The organism is Venatorbacter sp. C2-1, assembly GCF_022832715.1.
In the GTDB taxonomy this organism is placed as follows: Bacteria; Pseudomonadota; Gammaproteobacteria; order Pseudomonadales; family Oceanobacteraceae; genus Venatoribacter; species Venatoribacter alkanivorans.
In genome coordinates this window covers 1,935,303-1,952,126 of record NZ_CP094879.1, presented here as the reverse complement: position 1 = coordinate 1,952,126, position 16,824 = coordinate 1,935,303, and the positions used below count along the sequence as shown (strand labels likewise).

Annotated in this window: 10 protein-coding genes; 4 read left to right on the top strand and 6 right to left on the bottom strand. The window is 53.1% G+C overall.

From position 1 onward, the window contains the following. Window positions 1–3 precede the first annotated feature (3 nt). Window positions 4–252 (bottom strand): hypothetical protein, encoded by a 249-nt coding sequence (locus MT343_RS08570; RefSeq protein WP_145468918.1) that lies wholly within the window; start codon window positions 250–252, stop codon window positions 4–6. A gap of 177 nt (window positions 253–429) precedes the next feature. Between MT343_RS08570 and fabB the strand changes: the two genes are divergently transcribed. Both fabB and MT343_RS08560 read left to right on the top strand, forming a co-directional pair. Then, window positions 430–1,641 (top strand): beta-ketoacyl-ACP synthase I, encoded by a 1,212-nt coding sequence (gene fabB / locus MT343_RS08565; protein WP_145468919.1) that lies wholly within the window; start codon window positions 430–432, stop codon window positions 1,639–1,641. 205 nt (window positions 1,642–1,846) lie between these two features. Further along, window positions 1,847–6,769: an ATP-binding protein gene (locus MT343_RS08560; protein ID WP_145468920.1), complete on the top strand. Its 4,923-nt coding sequence runs from the start codon at window positions 1,847–1,849 to the stop codon at window positions 6,767–6,769. A gap of 71 nt (window positions 6,770–6,840) precedes the next feature. Here the strand turns inward: MT343_RS08560 and MT343_RS08555 are convergent, their stop codons facing one another. Next, on the bottom strand, window positions 6,841–9,243 hold the full coding sequence (locus MT343_RS08555) for a methyl-accepting chemotaxis protein (protein WP_186435891.1): 2,403 nt from the start codon (window positions 9,241–9,243) through the stop codon (window positions 6,841–6,843). A 349-nt stretch (window positions 9,244–9,592) separates the two neighbouring features. Here MT343_RS08555 and MT343_RS08550 point away from each other — a divergent pair, with 349 nt between their 5' ends. After that, window positions 9,593–10,075, top strand: coding sequence for a protease complex subunit PrcB family protein (locus tag MT343_RS08550; RefSeq protein WP_186435892.1), 483 nt, complete (start codon window positions 9,593–9,595; stop codon window positions 10,073–10,075). A 38-nt stretch (window positions 10,076–10,113) separates the two neighbouring features. After that, window positions 10,114–11,280, top strand: coding sequence for a dipeptidase (locus tag MT343_RS08545; RefSeq protein WP_222428547.1), 1,167 nt, complete (start codon window positions 10,114–10,116; stop codon window positions 11,278–11,280). A 75-nt stretch (window positions 11,281–11,355) separates the two neighbouring features. Here the strand turns inward: MT343_RS08545 and MT343_RS08540 are convergent, their stop codons facing one another. From MT343_RS08540 to MT343_RS08525, 4 genes are all read right to left on the bottom strand, one after another. Further along, window positions 11,356–13,665 (bottom strand): DUF748 domain-containing protein, encoded by a 2,310-nt coding sequence (locus MT343_RS08540; RefSeq protein ID WP_186435893.1) that lies wholly within the window; start codon window positions 13,663–13,665, stop codon window positions 11,356–11,358. Window positions 13,666–13,763: 98 nt separating this feature from the next. Next, window positions 13,764–15,458 (bottom strand): flotillin family protein, encoded by a 1,695-nt coding sequence (locus MT343_RS08535; protein ID WP_145468924.1) that lies wholly within the window; start codon window positions 15,456–15,458, stop codon window positions 13,764–13,766. 64 nt (window positions 15,459–15,522) lie between these two features. After that, the gene (locus MT343_RS08530; RefSeq protein WP_145468925.1) at window positions 15,523–16,167 is read right to left on the bottom strand and encodes a YqiJ family protein; all 645 of its coding nucleotides are present in this window, start codon (window positions 16,165–16,167) and stop codon (window positions 15,523–15,525) included. Then, window positions 16,167–16,820, bottom strand: a complete 654-nt coding sequence (locus tag MT343_RS08525) for a PspA/IM30 family protein (protein WP_145468926.1) — start codon at window positions 16,818–16,820, stop codon at window positions 16,167–16,169. Before MT343_RS08525 ends, MT343_RS08530 begins: the two co-directional genes overlap by 1 nt. Between the last annotated feature and the right edge of the window lie 4 nt (window positions 16,821–16,824).

Genomic DNA, 16,824 nt, shown 5'->3' with positions numbered 1-16,824 from the left:
ATATCATGCGCCAAACAAGTCGAAGGTAATACCGCCATCATCGGACTGATCGAGCCACCCTTTGGGCTTGGAAAAGGTCTGCTCCATCTGTGCCGCCACGGCATCCGTGATTTTCCGCGTCGGTTTTTCCCCTAACATAGCCTGCATGCGATCCTCGTCCTGCCCCAGACAAGCAGCCATGGTCTCCACATCCAATGCATTCTCCAACATCAGCTCCTGCGCCCGGCTCCAGCGCACATCTTGATCAGCCATCACTAATACAACCCTTTTTCTTTTGATTAAAGACTATTGGTTAACAATATTTTTCTTTATGCCTTTTTGACGACTGCTATATAGTGGTGGCCGCCAAAGGATTGAAATATTACCTCAATATTTCTGTCATAGGCTGTACAGGATTTCATTTCGTTAATAAGAATCAGAGTATCAGTTATGCGTCGAGTTGTGGTTACAGGTTTAGGAATCGTAGGTTGTCTGGGTAATAACAAAGATGAGGTACTGGCATCCCTGCGGGCACAGCGCTCTGGTATCAGCTATATGCCGGAATACGCCGAACTCGGCTTCCGCAGCCACGTCGCCGGCAAACCGCACATTGATCTGGACGAAGTCATCGATCGCAAGCTGAAACGCTTTATGGGTGACTCCGCAGCTTATTCTTATTTATCCATGCGTGAAGCCATTGAAGATTCCGGCCTTACCGCTGAGATGGTCAGCAATCCCCGCACCGGCCTGGTTGCCGGCTCAGGTGGCGCATCTTCCAGCGATATCGTTGAATCCGTCGACATTCTGCGCGAAAAAGGCATCCGTAAGGTCGGCCCATACCGCGTAACCCGCACCATGGGCAGCACCGTATCGGCCAACCTGGCAACACCGTTCTCTATTAAAGGTGTGAACTACTCCATGACCTCCGCCTGTGCCACCAGTGCACACTGCATCGGTCATGCGATGGAACTGATTCAGTGGGGCAAGCAGGACATCGTTTTCGCCGGTGGCGGCGAAGAAGAACACTGGTCTCTGACCATGCAGTTTGATGCCATGGGCGCTCTGTCGAGCAAATACAACGACGCTGCGGAGACTGCATCCCGCCCTTACGATGCCACCCGTGACGGTTTCGTCATCGCTGGCGGCGGCGGCATGCTGGTACTGGAAGAATACGAACACGCCGTTGCCCGTGGCGCGACTATTTACGCTGAACTGATCGGCTATGCGGCCACTTCCGACGGTGCTGACATGGTTGCGCCGTCCGGCGAAGGTGCCGTGCGCTGCATGCAGGATGCGCTGGCAATGGCAGGCAACCCTACCATTGATTATCTGAACACCCACGGCACCAGCACGCCAGCGGGTGACATTACCGAACTGCGCGCCGTAGGCCAGGCCTTCGGCGACAAAGTACCGCCAATCAGCTCAACCAAATCTCTGACCGGTCACTCTCTGGGTGCCGCCGGGGTACAGGAGGCGATCTACAGCCTGCTGATGCTGAAGCACGGTTTTATTACCGGCAGTGCCAACATCACCGAAAAAGACGAAGGCGCAGCTGGTTTCCCCATCGTGACCGAAAACCGCGACGCTGCGCTTAAAACCGTGATGTCGAACAGCTTTGGCTTCGGTGGGACCAACGCGACCCTGATTTTTCAGTCCCTCTGAAAAAACGTGTACTGAGTCGCTTTTACTGGTTATTAGTGATATTCAAGAAAGACTTTTTAGGTTTTACTAATGCCCCCTGTTAATCCGCACACGGTCAGTTTTCTGGCTGTGGCGGTAGTTTTACAGAGGCATGATGGGCTGGTTCCGCGACATCCGATTCAGGCCGGCCCGATTGAATATCGGCACATTATGGAATGTAGTAACGATGACAGAGCAACAGGTTTCAACAGGAAACGCCATATCCAAACATATCGACCAGCTGTTCCAGAAAGCAGAACAGCTGTCTGCCGACTTTTCCCTGTTTCCGGAATACGAAGATAACGCCGTTGATCAGAGCGTTAAAGGGCTGATCTCTCCGGAACGCTGCGAGGCCGAACTTGAGCGCCTGCGTGGCCTGAATATTGACAATTATATTGAACAGATCGTCGCGCCCAGCGAAAGCAACAGCCGCATGGGCGCTAAAGCTGTGGTACAGCATCTGGTGCTGCGTGTTATCACCGAAGTAGAAGACGGCCCGCTGTACTGCGCCGAGGCCGATATGGACTTTGGTGGTCATGTACGCCGCGTTGGTTTTATCTGCCAGAACCGTGAACACGCCAACGGTGCGTGGCAGCCACAGCATCACAATCGTGCTGCCCAGCAGGCCCGTGCCTTTGCCCGTCGCGCCATGCCGATTGTTACCTTTATCGACACCCCCGGAGCCGATGCCGGTGAAGCCGCGAATGCCGGCAATCAGGCACACAGCATCTCCCACCTGATTACCGAAATGGCCAACAATGATGTGCCAACCCTCGGTATTATCTGGGGTGCTGGCTACTCCGGTGGTGCAATTCCGCTGGCTACCACCAATATTCTGCTCAGCGTGCGTGATGGTATTTTCAACACCATTCAGCCGCAGGGACTGGCGTCCATTGCACGTAAATACAACCTGTCCTGGCAGGAATGTGCCAAGTACGTTGGCGTATCCGGTTTTGAATTGCGTGAAGCCGGGATTATCGATGGCATCATCGATTACGCTCCGACCGATGCTGACGAAAAGCGTTTCAATCTGCATCAGGCCATTACCACCGGTATCGAATCCATCGAAGCCAGTGCCGCCGAGTTTGCCCGTCACAGCAAATATCTGATGGACCATTATCAGCGCAGTGTTGAACGTTTCCTTAAGCCGTCTGAGAAACTGGAAAAGCTGCAGAAAGACTCTAACTTCTTCCTTGCCCAGACTCCGACCGAGCATATCAACCTGTTCGGCCTGACCTATCGCTACACCCGCTACCTCACCCTGCGCCGCCGTATTCATTCCACAACACTGGAAAACTATGGTCGCCTGGCAGAAAAAGAAGTACCGGAAGGCCAGCTGCAGTCCCGTCTGCAGCGTGAATCCAAGCGCAAATTCCAGAACTGGCTGCAGGCACCGGAAAAAATCGTCTACGACGACAACCTGCACAAAAGCTGGAAAAACTTCTGGAGCAAGTACGAAGACCGTGACGAGAGCCGCAGCACCATCGCGCGTCTGTTCTTCGGCGAGCCCAAGAACAATTATTTAAAAGCCAAGCAGGAGCTGTGCTTTAACCTCGGTTTGTATCTGTTTAACCGCTGGAAATCCGATGCCTCGGTTAATTTCCAGGGACTGATGGATTACCTTGAAGACTACAAGCAGAGCCGTTTCCTGCTGCGCGCCAATGACATCCTCGATGCCGTTGCCGTGGCTGAGTTCGTAGAAAAGAACCCGCATCCGCTGGCCGCTTACATTCGCGAGCAACTGCCGCACGAAACCCGTCAGGAACTGACTCAGGGCCTGGCCAAGGAAAAGTCCAAGGGCGCACTGAAGCAGTCACTGGCAACCGCTCTGAACAGCATCCTCAAAGATGAGCTGATTCCGGATCATATCCGCGCGGATTTAAAACTTTCCACCCGTACCGAAGCACTGGCCAACAGCATTGCCAGCATCAAAGTGGAAGCCAACCGTCGCATCATTGAAGAAGCACTGGCCCCTTACATTCAGTTCCGTCAGGAAAACATTCAGAACCCGGCACATCCGGATATCACCATTCTGGATGCCATTCTGCACGACGAACTGCGTTACGAGTTCAGCCAGGTATGTCAGAACATGCTGGTGTTTGGTCAGCTGTACGATAACTTCATCAACAATCTGGTCGGCGTGGCGAAAGAAGCCAACGAAGACCGTTCGTTGTCCCGCGACTCGGTGAAAACCCTGCTGGAGAAATCTCTGGCCGAAGCCACCGAAGGCGACAGTTATACCGCCCAGGAGCGCGAATCCTTTAACCACTGGCTGAGCTACTTTATCAAGAGCAATCAGCGTGGCGACTTCCTGAAGTCGGTTGAGGAATGGAAAAAACTGGCCTTCCCGCGCCTGTCCGACACCCTGTTTGTGGTGATCACCTTTATTTTCGAAAAACTGCTGCCGGAATATCATGAAGCCGAGCAGGATGGTAAGACCTATAACGGCCGTATCAACCCGGTCTCTATCGGTCGCCGTAAGGATTTCTGGAACCGTCTGACCATGGCTTACCACGATCTGCTGATTCAGCAGGTTCTGGACGATACCAAACGTCAGAAGAAGACCTCAGCACAGGCCATCATTGACCGCTTCTTCAACGATTTTGAAGAACTGAATGCCAGCCTGATGTCCGCCGATCCGGTGGCCTTCCCAGGCTTCCGCAGCTCAATCGAAGGTGCGCTGAAGAAAGACATCAAGCCCTGCGGTGTGATCACAGGTATCGGTACCATCAAAATCGGTGAGCGTGAACAACAGGTCGGTGCGCTGGTTTCCAACCTCGACTTCCAGGCCGGCGCCTTCGATATGGCCTCCGCTGAGAAGTTCTGTAAGCTGATGGTGGAATGTGCGCGTCTGCAATTGCCGATCGTGTGCTTTGTTTCCTCCGGCGGTATGCAGACCAAAGAAGGTGCGGCTGCCCTGTTCTCTATGGCCGTGGTTAACGACCGTATCACCCGTTTCGTACGCGATAACGATCTGCCGATCGTGATCTTCGGTTTCGGTGACTGTACCGGTGGTGCGCAGGCGAGTTTTGTTACTCACCCGCTGGCACAGACCTACTACTTCTCCGGCACCAATATGCCGTTTGCCGGCCAGATCGTGGTGCCAAGCTATCTGCCAAGTACCTGTACCCTGTCGAACTACCTGTCGGTATCGCCTAAGTCGATGGACGGTCTGGTCAGCCACCCGTTCTTTGATGATCTGGACGACCGCCTGCGTGCCATCGACCCGGATATGCCGGTTGCCCGCTTCAGCGTCGATGACGTTCTCGACCGCGTGCTGCAGGGCTATGTCACGGCGGAGCGCATGGCTCCGGATACCGGCGCCAATGCCAGCAAACTGAAAAAATACGGCAAGATCGACAAGGTGCTGATCCACGCTCGTGGCTGTACTGCGGTAAAACTGATCCGCAAGGCACAGGAAAACGATATCAAGGTCATTCTGATTGCATCCGACCCGGATATGGAATCGGTACCGGTGGATATGCTCGGGCCTGAAGACCGTGTGGTCTGTATCGGTGGTAACACCCCGGACGAAAGCTATCTGAACGCCAAATCGGTACTGCGTATCGCCCACCACGAAAACGTGGATGCGCTGCACCCGGGTATCGGCTTCCTGTCGGAAAGCAGCCAGTTTGCCGCCCTCTGTGGTAACCACGACATTAACTTTGTCGGACCGCCGGTTTCCTCGATGGAAACCATGGGCAACAAGTCCAACGCCATTAACACTGCGATGCGTGTGAATGTGCCTGTTGTACCGGGTTCCCACGGCATTCTGACCAGTTCCGCCAATGCCGCTGCGGTAGCCGATGAAATCGGTTATCCGGTGCTGCTGAAAGCGGTACACGGTGGTGGCGGTAAAGGCATTCAGGTGGTGCATTCGCCGGATAAGATCCACGCCCTGTTCCACCAGATTTCTACTGAGGCCAAAGCTGCTTTCGGTAACGGCGACGTGTATCTGGAAAAATACGTAACCTCCCTGCGTCATATCGAAGTACAGGTATTACGTGACAGCCATGGCAACACCAAGATTCTCGGTCTGCGTGACTGCTCGGTGCAGCGTAACAACCAGAAAATCTTCGAGGAATCCGGTTCCACCATGCTGCCGCGTGATCTGGAACAGGCGGCCTACGATTTTGCTGCCAAACTGGCGGATGCGGTGAAGTACGTCGGTGCTGGCACGGTTGAATTTATTTTCGACCTGCACGCCAACACCATCTACTTCATGGAGATGAACACTCGTCTGCAGGTAGAGCATCCGGTGACTGAACTGGTGTCGGGTATTGATATCGTCAGCACCCAGTTCCGCATTGCCGAGGGCGACAGCATTGCTGACCTGAAGCCGGTATCCAAGGGTTATGCCATTGAAGTGCGCGTGAATGCTGAGAAAGCTGTGCGTAAGGGTGACGATGTTGAATTCGTACCAACACCAGGCCTGATCCGCGACTGCGTGCTGCCGGAAGAAGACTACATCGAGCTGATCGCGATGGCCGCACCTGGCAAACAGGTATCGCCGTTCTACGACAGCATGGTGGTACAGATTATCTGTTACGGTAAAGACCGCAACGACACCATCGCCAAGATGCGTGAATATCTGGAACGCGTACGCATTACCGGCGTGTGCACCAATATCCCGCTGCTCAAGCGCGTGCTGGACGACAAAGTCTTCCAGGACGGTGTCTACGACACCACCTATCTGCCGCAATTCCTTGACCGTATCGATGTCGATGCGCTGATCAAAGATATTGAAGACGCGGCCGATATGAGCGCCAACGCGGTGGATGCGGCGGCACTGAAGATCGAAGGTTCCGACGAGCTGAAAGTATTGTCGCCATCGACCAGTATTTTCTACGGATCGTCATCGCCAAGTGAACCGGCCTTTGTCAAAGAAGGCGATATCATCGGTGTTGACCAGACCCTGTGTCTGATGGAAGCCATGAAGATGTTCACTCCGCTGAGTCTGAAACAGTTCAACCGCGCCGGTACCGAACTCTACCCTGCCGGGCAGAAATTCAAGGTAACGCGCATTATGAACAGCGATGGTCAGCAGGTTAACCAGGGCGACTTACTGTTCGTGGTGAAACCGGTCAGCAGCAGCGAAAACGCAGCCTGACAGGTTCATACTGAGTAATAAAAAAGCGCCTGCGGGCGCTTTTTTATTGGGCCGTTACGGCTCTATCCGGCTCAGGCCAGATTCCGCAGCACAGCATGACCGCTACCCTGTACCATGTCGCTCAAACGGAACACACTCACCGCCTCAGACATAAACCGGGCCTGCTCCATCAGAGATTCCGCCGCCGCAGCCGCCTCCTCCACCAATGCCGCATTCTGTTGCGTCACCTCATCCATATGTGCAACCGCCTGATTCACCTGTGCCAGCCCGGTGCTTTGCTCAACCGATGCCTCAACAATACTGAGTGTCAGATCTTTTACCCGGCCAATACTGCGCTCAATGCCAGCCATGGTATCGCCCGCCTGCTGTACCTGCTGACTGCCATTCTCAACCAGCGTAACGGAATCTTCGATCAGGGTTTTGATTTCTTTGGCCGCAAGAGCCGAGCGTTGCGCCAGGCTCCTGACCTCAGCTGCGACCACGGCAAAACCGCGTCCCTGATCACCGGCCCGGGCAGCTTCAACGGCGGCATTCAATGCCAGAATATTGGTCTGGAATGCGATACCATCGATCACACTGATAATATCGACCACTTTCTTTGACGACTGCTGAATCAGCCCCATGGTTTCAATTACCTGACGCACAACCAGACCACCTTCCTGTGCAATGTTTGCCGACTCCTGCACCAGTGTATTAGCGGTCTTCGCGCTCTCTGTATTACGTAATACAGTCTTGGTTAGCTCTTCACTGCTGGCCGCCGTCTGCTCCAGATTACTGGCCTGGGATTCGGTGCGCCGTGACAGATCAGCATTCCCCTGAGCGATCTCACCAGACGCCACCTGAATCGTCATACCCGACTGCTTGATATTGCTGACCAGAGCATCCAGATTACGCACAGTTGCATTGACAGCCTGACGGGTTTCACCAAATAAGCCCGGGTAATCAGCGCTGATGCTCTGCGTCAGGTCGCCATCGGCCAGTGCTGTTACCACCCGCATCACATCGCGCAGACCGGTGTCTGTAATCTGCGACAGGCTGTTCAGGCGTTCAGCCAGGGTCAGAGAAAAGCCCTGTTTATCTTCATGACTCAGGCGCACGCTGAAATCGCCATTATCAGCGGCGGCCCGCACCATAGCCTCTACCTCACCAATCACCTTACGCAACGCATACACGGTCTGGTTAACGCCGGCTTTGGTTCGGCCAAACAATCCCGGATAGTCTTTATCGATACTTTGTTGCAGGTCACCACTGGCCAGCGCTTCAGCCACCCGCAATATATCGTTAAAGCCGGCATCACAGGTTGAGATCAGCACATTCAGATTATCCAGCATGTCTTTAAAACGGAAACGATAACGGCTGGCATCACAACGCAGGCTGAAATCACCGCTGGCACCGGCAGCGGACAGCTGCTGAATATCATCACTGATCTCCAGCAATGCCCGTTTTACTTCCGCAACCGATGCACTGATCTGTGCTTTTTCACCGGGCAGTGCCACCATATCGCGGTCGAAATTGCCCTGTGAATATTCCGCAATCACTGCAATGGTTTCATTAATTACGGCAATATAGTCTTCGACCAGACCATTTACCTGGCCGGCCATTTCACCGAACGTTCCCGGATATTGCTGTGCATCAAGACGGGCGCTGAGCACGCCCTGAGCATGCCGGTCAGCCAGCGTCTGCTGATCCTCTACATACTTCTGAATGGCCTGCTGCATTTTTTGCATCGCAATCATTAACTGGCCGGTTTCATCTTCACGTAATACCTCGATGCTGTTATTTAACCGGCCTGCGGCAATATTTTCCGCCACCGCAACCGCGCGGGACAGTGGTACGGAGATAGCCCGGATCAGTAACAATCCGGAATAAGCGGACATAGCCACGCCTATCAGAATCATAATCACCGCCAGCGCCCTGACCCACTGGTACAAAGACTGTGAACTGATAAATTCTGCTTTTGCGACGGTCAGTTGCAGCTGAGTCAGCTCACTGACTTTACTGCTGATCGGGTCAATAGTGGCGTACAGCGGCCCATCAAATGCATCCAGCTGTCCCTTCAGATTGCCCGGATTAAGTTCCAGAAACCGCTCCAGCTCATCCAGAGAGCGATTTGCCTGCACAAACAGCTGTTGCGCCTGATCTGCCAGCGCCTGCTCATCGGCGGTGAGATAAGTTGACATATAACGCTGCCATTCAGCATCAATATCCGCTGCGGCTTCATGTAAAAGCTGCAGGGTCTGACTGCCACTGATCAATCCGGCATTGGCTTTATTTACCGCATCAATCACGCTCACGGCGTAATGGTCGGCAATCACTTTCAGTTGCTGTAACGGAACCACCCGGTCTTCATACACCGAACGTAATGAATGATTCATCGCGGCGAGGCTGAAAATACCGATAGCACCAATCACAAGCAGTAAAGACGCCATAAATGCGATGGTATAAATCAGCCGGGATCGAATGGATAACTGCATATTTTCTGCCCTTCCTGCGCAAGTCGGCGGTGCATCCATGCCACTATTGAAGCGGCTAACAGTAACAGGTTTAGACAAAGGATCAGGAAAATGAAAGCGGCGACAGAAAGAGAAATGTAACTGTGCCGGAGCCATTTTTTCAGACAATATACCTCCACATTTATCAGGGAATTTATCGCCGATGTGTCACCAGGGGGTATAGCAGGGAGAAATTTGACTGTGAATATTACACGGGGTTTACATGCGACGGATTGTTCAGACAGGCCGCTGCCGTCATGCTACGCAGCATTATTTCTGTCGTCCGGTAAACACCGGAAGATTTTTATCCCCGCTATGTAAGGACAATGTTATGACACGCTATCATCTGCTGCCTGTGAAAGCCCTGCTGGTCAGTGCCTCTGTTTTATTATTCGGCTGTGTCGCCACCGACCAGGAAGCGGAAAACCGTCTTTCCCACACGACCCTGCATCAGGGGTTGCAGACCATTGGCAGCGGCAGCGAAATTAAAACCATCCGTATACTGAATAATGCCGATGATTATCGTGAAGTGCTGGCAGACTACTCCGCGGAAAGCAGCAAAGATGTTGATTTTAACCAGTACCAGATTGTGCTGATTGACCTCGGCATCCGCCCGAATGGCGGTTACGGTATCCGTATTGATGACGTGCTGGAGCAGGCTAATCATGTGGTGGTTGAATTTACTCAGCTGACACCCGGAAAAGGTTGCAACTATGACGGTGCACAAACCAATCCATACCGCTTTGAAGCCATTAAAAGCCTGAAAGAAATCGTTACTCAGGAAGCTATTGCCGCCGCGACCTGCAGCCAATAACCTGTAGCATCATTCACCGGACAAATCAGGGGCCTCACGTGCTGCGCAAAATACTGTACGTATTATTCATCCTTTTAATTCTGGCCTTAATCGCAGCGCGCATTATCGTGCCTGGCCAGGTAGAAAAAGGCATGAACAGCGTAAAAAGCCACAACCCCTGGCCTGTCTCTGCGGAAGCCCGTGCACTGCATCAGACGCTGCTGATTGGTGACTGGCATGCCGATTCCCTGCTGTGGGACAGAAACCTGCTGCAACGCAGCGATTACGGTCAGGTTGATATTCCCCGGCTGCGTGAGGGCAATGTTGCCCTGCAGGTATTTACCGCGGTTACCAAAAGTCCCAGCGGTCAGAACTACCATGCCAACAGCAAAGATGCTGCAGACAATATCACCCCGCTCGCCATTGCCCAGACCTGGCCGGTTGCCAGCTGGAACAGTTTGTATGAGCGTGCACTGTATCAGGTAACACGCCTGAAAAATTATGCTGACAAAGCACCGGAGCAACTGACATTAATCCGCAAGGCGGCCGATATAAAAGCCGTTGTCAGCGCGCGCGAACAGGGAAAAGCCCTGATCGGAGCATTAATGGGGATGGAAGGTGGACATCCGCTGGAAGGTAACATCGAAAATCTGGATAAACTCTACAATGCCGGTTATCGCCTGATCGGCCTGCAGCATTTTTTTGATAATGAGCTGGGCGGTTCATTACATGGCACGTCCAATGCCGGGCTGACTCCGTTTGGCCGTGAGGTGGTACTCAGAGCAGCTGAAAAAAACATGATTATCGACCTCGCACATTCCTCCCCACAGGTGGTGAAAGACGTACTGGCCATCACAGCACAACCATTGGTTGTCAGCCACAGCGGTATTTTTTCGCACTGTCGGGTAAAACGGAATTTTCCTGACGCGCTGATGAAACAGATTGCGGCCACCGGTGGCGTGATCGGTATCGGTTACTGGAAAGATGTCACCTGCGATGACACCCCGGCCGGTATTGTCAGAACCATCCGCAGCGCCATCGACTTACTTGGTGAAGATCATGTATCACTGGGCTCAGATTTTGACGGCGCTGTTGCCACACAGTTTGATACCTCTGAGCTTGCGGCGTTAACCCACGAAATGCTGCGTCAGGGCTTCAGCACCGCAGAAATCCGTAAAGTCATGGGCGGTAATATGCTGCGGGTTCTGCTGCAGATTCTGCCCTGACAAAACCCTGAGAAACGCTTCTCTGAATGCAATTAAGCGCGCGGTCTAAACGCATGTCTAAGCGTACGACCGCGCTTAATTAAATCCGAGCACCACTTCTGCTTTCTTGCCTTTTTGCGGTTTGCAGACTGTAACTCTTGGCGCCAGAGAATGATCATTTTCATCGGTTTTCTGCGCCAGCCAGGCCTTAACCACAGCACCGCGCTGGCGTGCCAGTTGCGGCCACTGTTCTTCCTGAGCAGAGGCTTCAGCGGCGCTGACAAAAGGACACACCTGCAATTCCAGCCCGGTTTTACCGTGCATCAGTTGTGCGACTTTTTCCAGCTGCGGAATCTGCTCATCATTCAGTTCTGTCTGCCCCTCAGCAAACGCCAGAGCATCCAGGCGGATCGCCATTAATTCTGACCCGGCATAGGAGGCGATGCTCAGTAATAAACCGTAAGGCTGCAGACTTTGTTTAAGATAATGCAGAGCGGCACTCTGCAAGGCCAGCTTACTTAATTGCGCGGTAATATCACCGGAACCGAAATCCGGGCTGCTCATATCGCCGGAGACCGGTACGGTCAGACGGACATTACCATTATCGTCACGCAATAAATCCAGCGCGGTATCGACCGGCATGGAAATCTGCTTGCTGACCCGCTTAATGGTTGCTTCGTCTTCCGGCACAAAACTGGAATTACGCAATAATATCCGCGCTTCGCCACCCAGCCGGGCTTGCTGCATATCCATATCAACATCCAGATTCAGCATGCCTTTTTCCAGGTGATAGCCCATCGCCTGCGCCAGATAACCATTAAATGCCACCATATCCAGCTGACTGATACGCAACGTGATATTGCCCTGCGGATAAATCTCAGGCGCATGACTGCTATCCAGAGTCAGACTGGTGTCCAGTGCAATACGGTTATAATCGTCGAGTGATAAAACAGCGTGTACCTGTACCGGCTTCTGCAATTCCGGCCGGGCAGATGCGGCCAGTGTGGCGGATATTTCACTGATATTCAGTTCACGGATCTGCACTCTTCCCTGATAAGCAGGTTTTACCGAAGCATCGCGAATATCGGCACCACTGTTGTCACCATTTTGCTGAATTCCGGCAATAAACAGCCGGAAACGACTATCGTCATCCGCTCGCCCCTCTTCGGCAGAGGCAGAAACAGTACCGGTACGTTCTTCTGTATCCATTACATCTGCTGCATCTGCATTTTCTGCATCTGCTGTGTGCTGCGACTCCACCGGCGAGGCCACGGTGGCGCCCAGATCAATTCTGCCATCCGCCAGACGCTGTAGCGCCACCTGCAAATCCGCATATTCATGCAGCCCCGTCGCCAGCTGTGATGCAGATGCCGAAATATCGCTGACCTGATAATGTCCCAGACTCAACAACGGCGCATCGCCGGCTCCGAGTACCAGCTGCTCAAGACTCAGCTCTGCGATACTTTGTGCATCAGCAGCAGCCTGCACACCGCTGAGCTGAAAGCGTTTAAAAGCCAGAGGTGGTGCACCGGCAGCGGTTACCTGAAGATTTTCCAGCACAATATCTCCGTCCCACTGCGGGGCGGTTAACAGCTGCTGTAATTGCCCGGCAAGGGTCAGGGTAAAGGTCTGTTGCAGACTGACCGGCTGAGCGCCGCTTAATTCAAACTGCGTCAGTTCCAGTGTCAGGTTCAGTGGCAAAGCGTCTGCGGCGGTACTGTCAAAAGGGCCGGCCTGCAGCGATGCAATCCGCAGCTGACCACGGCTCGCCGGGCCTTGTGTTGTCAGTGCATCCTGCTGCCAGTCGATGATTTCATCGTTAAGCGTTAAACGGCCAAGACGCACGCGCCAGGGTTGTTCTTTCTGAGTGCTTTCTTCTGCCTGAACAGAAGTGGTCTGAATATCCGCGCTCTCAACAGCAACAGCCTCGCGTTGCTGAGCCGCAGTCTCCGTTCTGGGTTCTGTCACGGGTTCTGTCACAGCGGCTGCGCTGTTATCTGCCAGCAGGGGAATCACCATGCCACTGATTAACAGACGCAACGCTTCATCATTTCGCAGTGCAGCACTTAAACGTAATCCGTCGAGGCTGATATCCCGGATATAAATTTCCTGATGGGCCAGTGCCCAGGGATCAAAACTCAGCCGCAGCCGTTCAACACGGGTTGTTGCTTGCGGAGCATCCGTCTGCGGGTGGCGCAGTTCAACACCGGTTAATTCAAGATCGGTGCGAAACGGCACCCAATGCCAGTCTGACACCGTTAACTGATAACCAGCGCCCTGACTTCCGTACCATTTCTGGCCAGCTTTGACAGCAAAAAAAGGCGCACTGTAAAGCAAGACCAGCAGCAGCAAAATCAGCACTACAACGAAGGAAAATAAAAAACCGGCAATGCGTTTTTTAGTCAACAAAGCCGTCTGACGCGGAGGCATACGTACACTCCCAATAAAAAAACAGAGCGTAGATAATACGCTCTGTTTCTTTATTTAAAAACCGGCGACAGGAATCAGCTGTTCAGATCGCGGGCAAATTCATGCACGCCGGCTTCTTTCAGCAGTGAATCAACCAGTGGCGCCATAGCACGGTGTTTTAATGCACTGTTGACCAGTGCTTCCGGCAGGCTCTGGCCATTAGCAGCACTGTCCTGATCCAGCACACCACTGCCATTGGCACTGCGTTCACCACCCATCTGGTTCAGACCATCGATAGAGATAATTTTCATACCCTCAATGTTTTCCAGTGGTTTCACGCTTTCACGTACAATGCCCGGCAGCGCTGCATGCAGGCTCAGCACACGCTTCAGAGCAATCTGCGCATCACTCAGACTGTTCAGGGCTTCGTTCATCAGACGCTGACCTTCAGCATCCACCGCGTACTTCTCACGGTCGGCTTCCACTTTAATACGGATAGCATCGGCTTCGGCGTTGGCCTGCAGACGCAGCGCTTCGGCTTTATCTTCGGCGGCCATTTTTTCAGCTTCGGCGGCGATTTTTACCCCGGTCGCCTGACGTTCCGCTTCTTTCTGCGCTTCAATCAGCTCGATGGCTTTGTCACGCTCAGCAATTTCCACCTGTTTGGCAGTCGTTACTTTTTCTTCTGCACGCACCGCTTCCGAACGGGCCTCGTTCGCCAGTTTATCGGCCAGCGACTGCTCTTTCGATTTTTCGGCAACCGCAATGGCACGTTCCTGCTCAGCAATTTCCAGTGATTTCTGTTTCTGGATCTGACGTTCTTCCAGCTGCCGCTCACGCTCAATTTCCTGCTCGCGCAGGCGGCGGTCTTTTTCAATTTCCAGCAACAGGGTTGCCTGATCGGCGGCGATACGCGACTGGTCAATTTCCCGCTGCGCTTCAATTTCGGCCTGTTTGGCACTACGTTCTTTATCTGCGCGCTCTTTGGCGATTTCAGCCTGCTGATCGGCTTCTCGGGTGGCAATTTCGCGTTCCTGCTCCATTTTGGCGTAGCGGGTTTCACGCTCAATCTGCAGACGCTGACGTTCGGCTTCAAGGTTTTTCTGTTCGATCAGTACACGGGTTTCCTGCTCAATTTCGTTCACTTCTTTACGACGTGATTCAATCGAACGGGTCATACGCGCCAGACCTTCGGCATCGAACACGTTATCGGGCGAGAAGAATTCACGTGGCGTCTGATCCAGACCGGTCAGGGAAACCGACTCCAGTTCCAGACCGTTTTTCAACAGGTCTTCGCTCACGACCTGCTGTACTTTCTGTACAAACTGGCTGCGCTGTTCATGCAGTTCCGCCATTTCCATTTCTGCCGCCACCGAACGCAGGGCATCAACGAATTTACCTTCGATCATTTCTTTCAGTGCATCCGGGTCCAGCGTACGCGCACCCAGAGTTTGTGCCGCGTTGGCAATGGCATCCGCATCGGGTTTAACGCGCAGATAAAATTCGGCCAGTACGTCAACACGCATACGGTCTTTGGTAATCAGCGCCTGCTGTTCTTTACGCGATACCGCCAGACGCAGGGTGTTCATATTGACGGGAATAATTTCATGCAATACCGGCAGCACCATCGCCCCGCCGTTCATAATGACTTTCTGCCCGCCCATACCGGTACGGACAAAAGACCGTTCTTTCGATGCACGGGTATATAAACGCGCAAAAATCATCCCAATGACCAGCAGGCCGACAAAAATAAATCCAGCAAAAAAGACTGCTGAGAAAAGGTTATCCATAAAAGCTCCCTGAGAGTTTTAAAAAGTAGTCCGTAATGTAATTTTTAATTGTTGCAGGTTTTGGTTATTGCAGGTGTTGGTTATCCGGGCGGATGCACTGATACACAGCACCTTTCTGTTGCACCAGCAAAACACTATCACCGGCGCGATAGATTTCATCGGTATCCGGTTCAACCATCAGATAATGCGTTGTACCAAACTGATCGCGGAATCGCGCTTCAGCCGGACTACCCTGGCGGGCTTCACCCAGCGTAATGGTCGCTACCTGACCAATAAAGGACGCGGAAGAGACCGCTTCTGTTTCGTCTTTCAGCAGTACTTTACCCAGCAATCCGGTCAGCAGGCGCGTAAGAGGCAACGCAACCGCCAGCGCCGGCACCACGGCAACGATCGCCGGCAGCATAAAGCCAAAGGCCGACATAAACAGCGATTGCAGCACCACACCGCTGAGCCCGAAAAACATCAGCAGCATCACCAGAATAATCAACACCGGCACCTGACCAATACGCAGCCAGGCCAGAAAACGGCTGAGCCCCATATTCGGCACCTCGCCGTCAACGCTCAGGTCAACGTCGGGTAACAGGCCATCAATAAATTGCGATAAACCCAGACCAATAACCACAAGCACACCTTCCAGCACGGCGATAATCAGCATTAATACCAGTGCGACGGCAAAAGGATAATTGCCATCAGAAAACAGAAATTCCATTAATCGTTCGCCTGCGATTTAACCCGTGCCAGTCGTTCCTGAATGCGGTTCTGACGGGCCAGCTGATCGAGTTCGGCCAGCTTACGCTCATCACCACTGCTCACACCCGGTGCACCGGCTTTATTCAGAATGCGGTTAAAAGCATCGGTCGCCTGCTCCACCTGAGTGGCGGTCGAGGCAGTGCCGGCATGTTCAGCCTGAACCGCAGCGGCATTGGCAATTTCATAATGTTTCAGGGTTTCCTGCATTTCGCGCTTTTTCGCCTGCAGGGCCTGAATATAGGAATTCAGTTCATTAATTTCGGCGTCACTGTCGGCGATGCTTTTTTCCACCACGGGAATCATGGCTTCGATATCCATCTGGCGGGCAATCGCCGCTTCGGCCAGATCATCGCGCCCCTGAGCAACAGCCACTTCAATCTGCGCCTGCAGTTCAGCATGACGGCTGTTATCCGCGTTTAAACTTTTGGTGCTCAGATAACGCGCCGCTTCGACTTTGCCCAGCTGGGCACGGACATCGGCAATGGCGCTGTCGATTTCGCGGATCGCTTCTTCCATCACCATGGTCGGTGCGGCATTTTCCAGGCTGTCGACCAGAGAGTTGGCGGATGCCGACACCAGCCGGCCGATACGTTTTAATAATCCTTCAGACATGGTG

Bases quoted from the DNA above. Each gene is read 5' to 3' on its own strand.
- MT343_RS08570 (WP_145468918.1), bottom strand. From the start codon at position 252: ATGGCTGATCAAGATGTGCGCTGGAGCCGGGCGCAGGAGCTGATGTTG.
- fabB (WP_145468919.1), top strand. From the start codon at position 430: ATGCGTCGAGTTGTGGTTACAGGTTTAGGAATCGTAGGTTGTCTGGGT.
- MT343_RS08560 (WP_145468920.1), top strand. From the start codon at position 1,847: ATGACAGAGCAACAGGTTTCAACAGGAAACGCCATATCCAAACATATC.
- MT343_RS08555 (WP_186435891.1), bottom strand. From the start codon at position 9,243: ATGCAGTTATCCATTCGATCCCGGCTGATTTATACCATCGCATTTATG.
- MT343_RS08550 (WP_186435892.1), top strand. From the start codon at position 9,593: ATGACACGCTATCATCTGCTGCCTGTGAAAGCCCTGCTGGTCAGTGCC.
- MT343_RS08535 (WP_145468924.1), bottom strand. From the start codon at position 15,458: ATGGATAACCTTTTCTCAGCAGTCTTTTTTGCTGGATTTATTTTTGTC.
- MT343_RS08530 (WP_145468925.1), bottom strand. From the start codon at position 16,167: ATGGAATTTCTGTTTTCTGATGGCAATTATCCTTTTGCCGTCGCACTG.
- MT343_RS08525 (WP_145468926.1), bottom strand. From the start codon at position 16,820: ATGTCTGAAGGATTATTAAAACGTATCGGCCGGCTGGTGTCGGCATCC.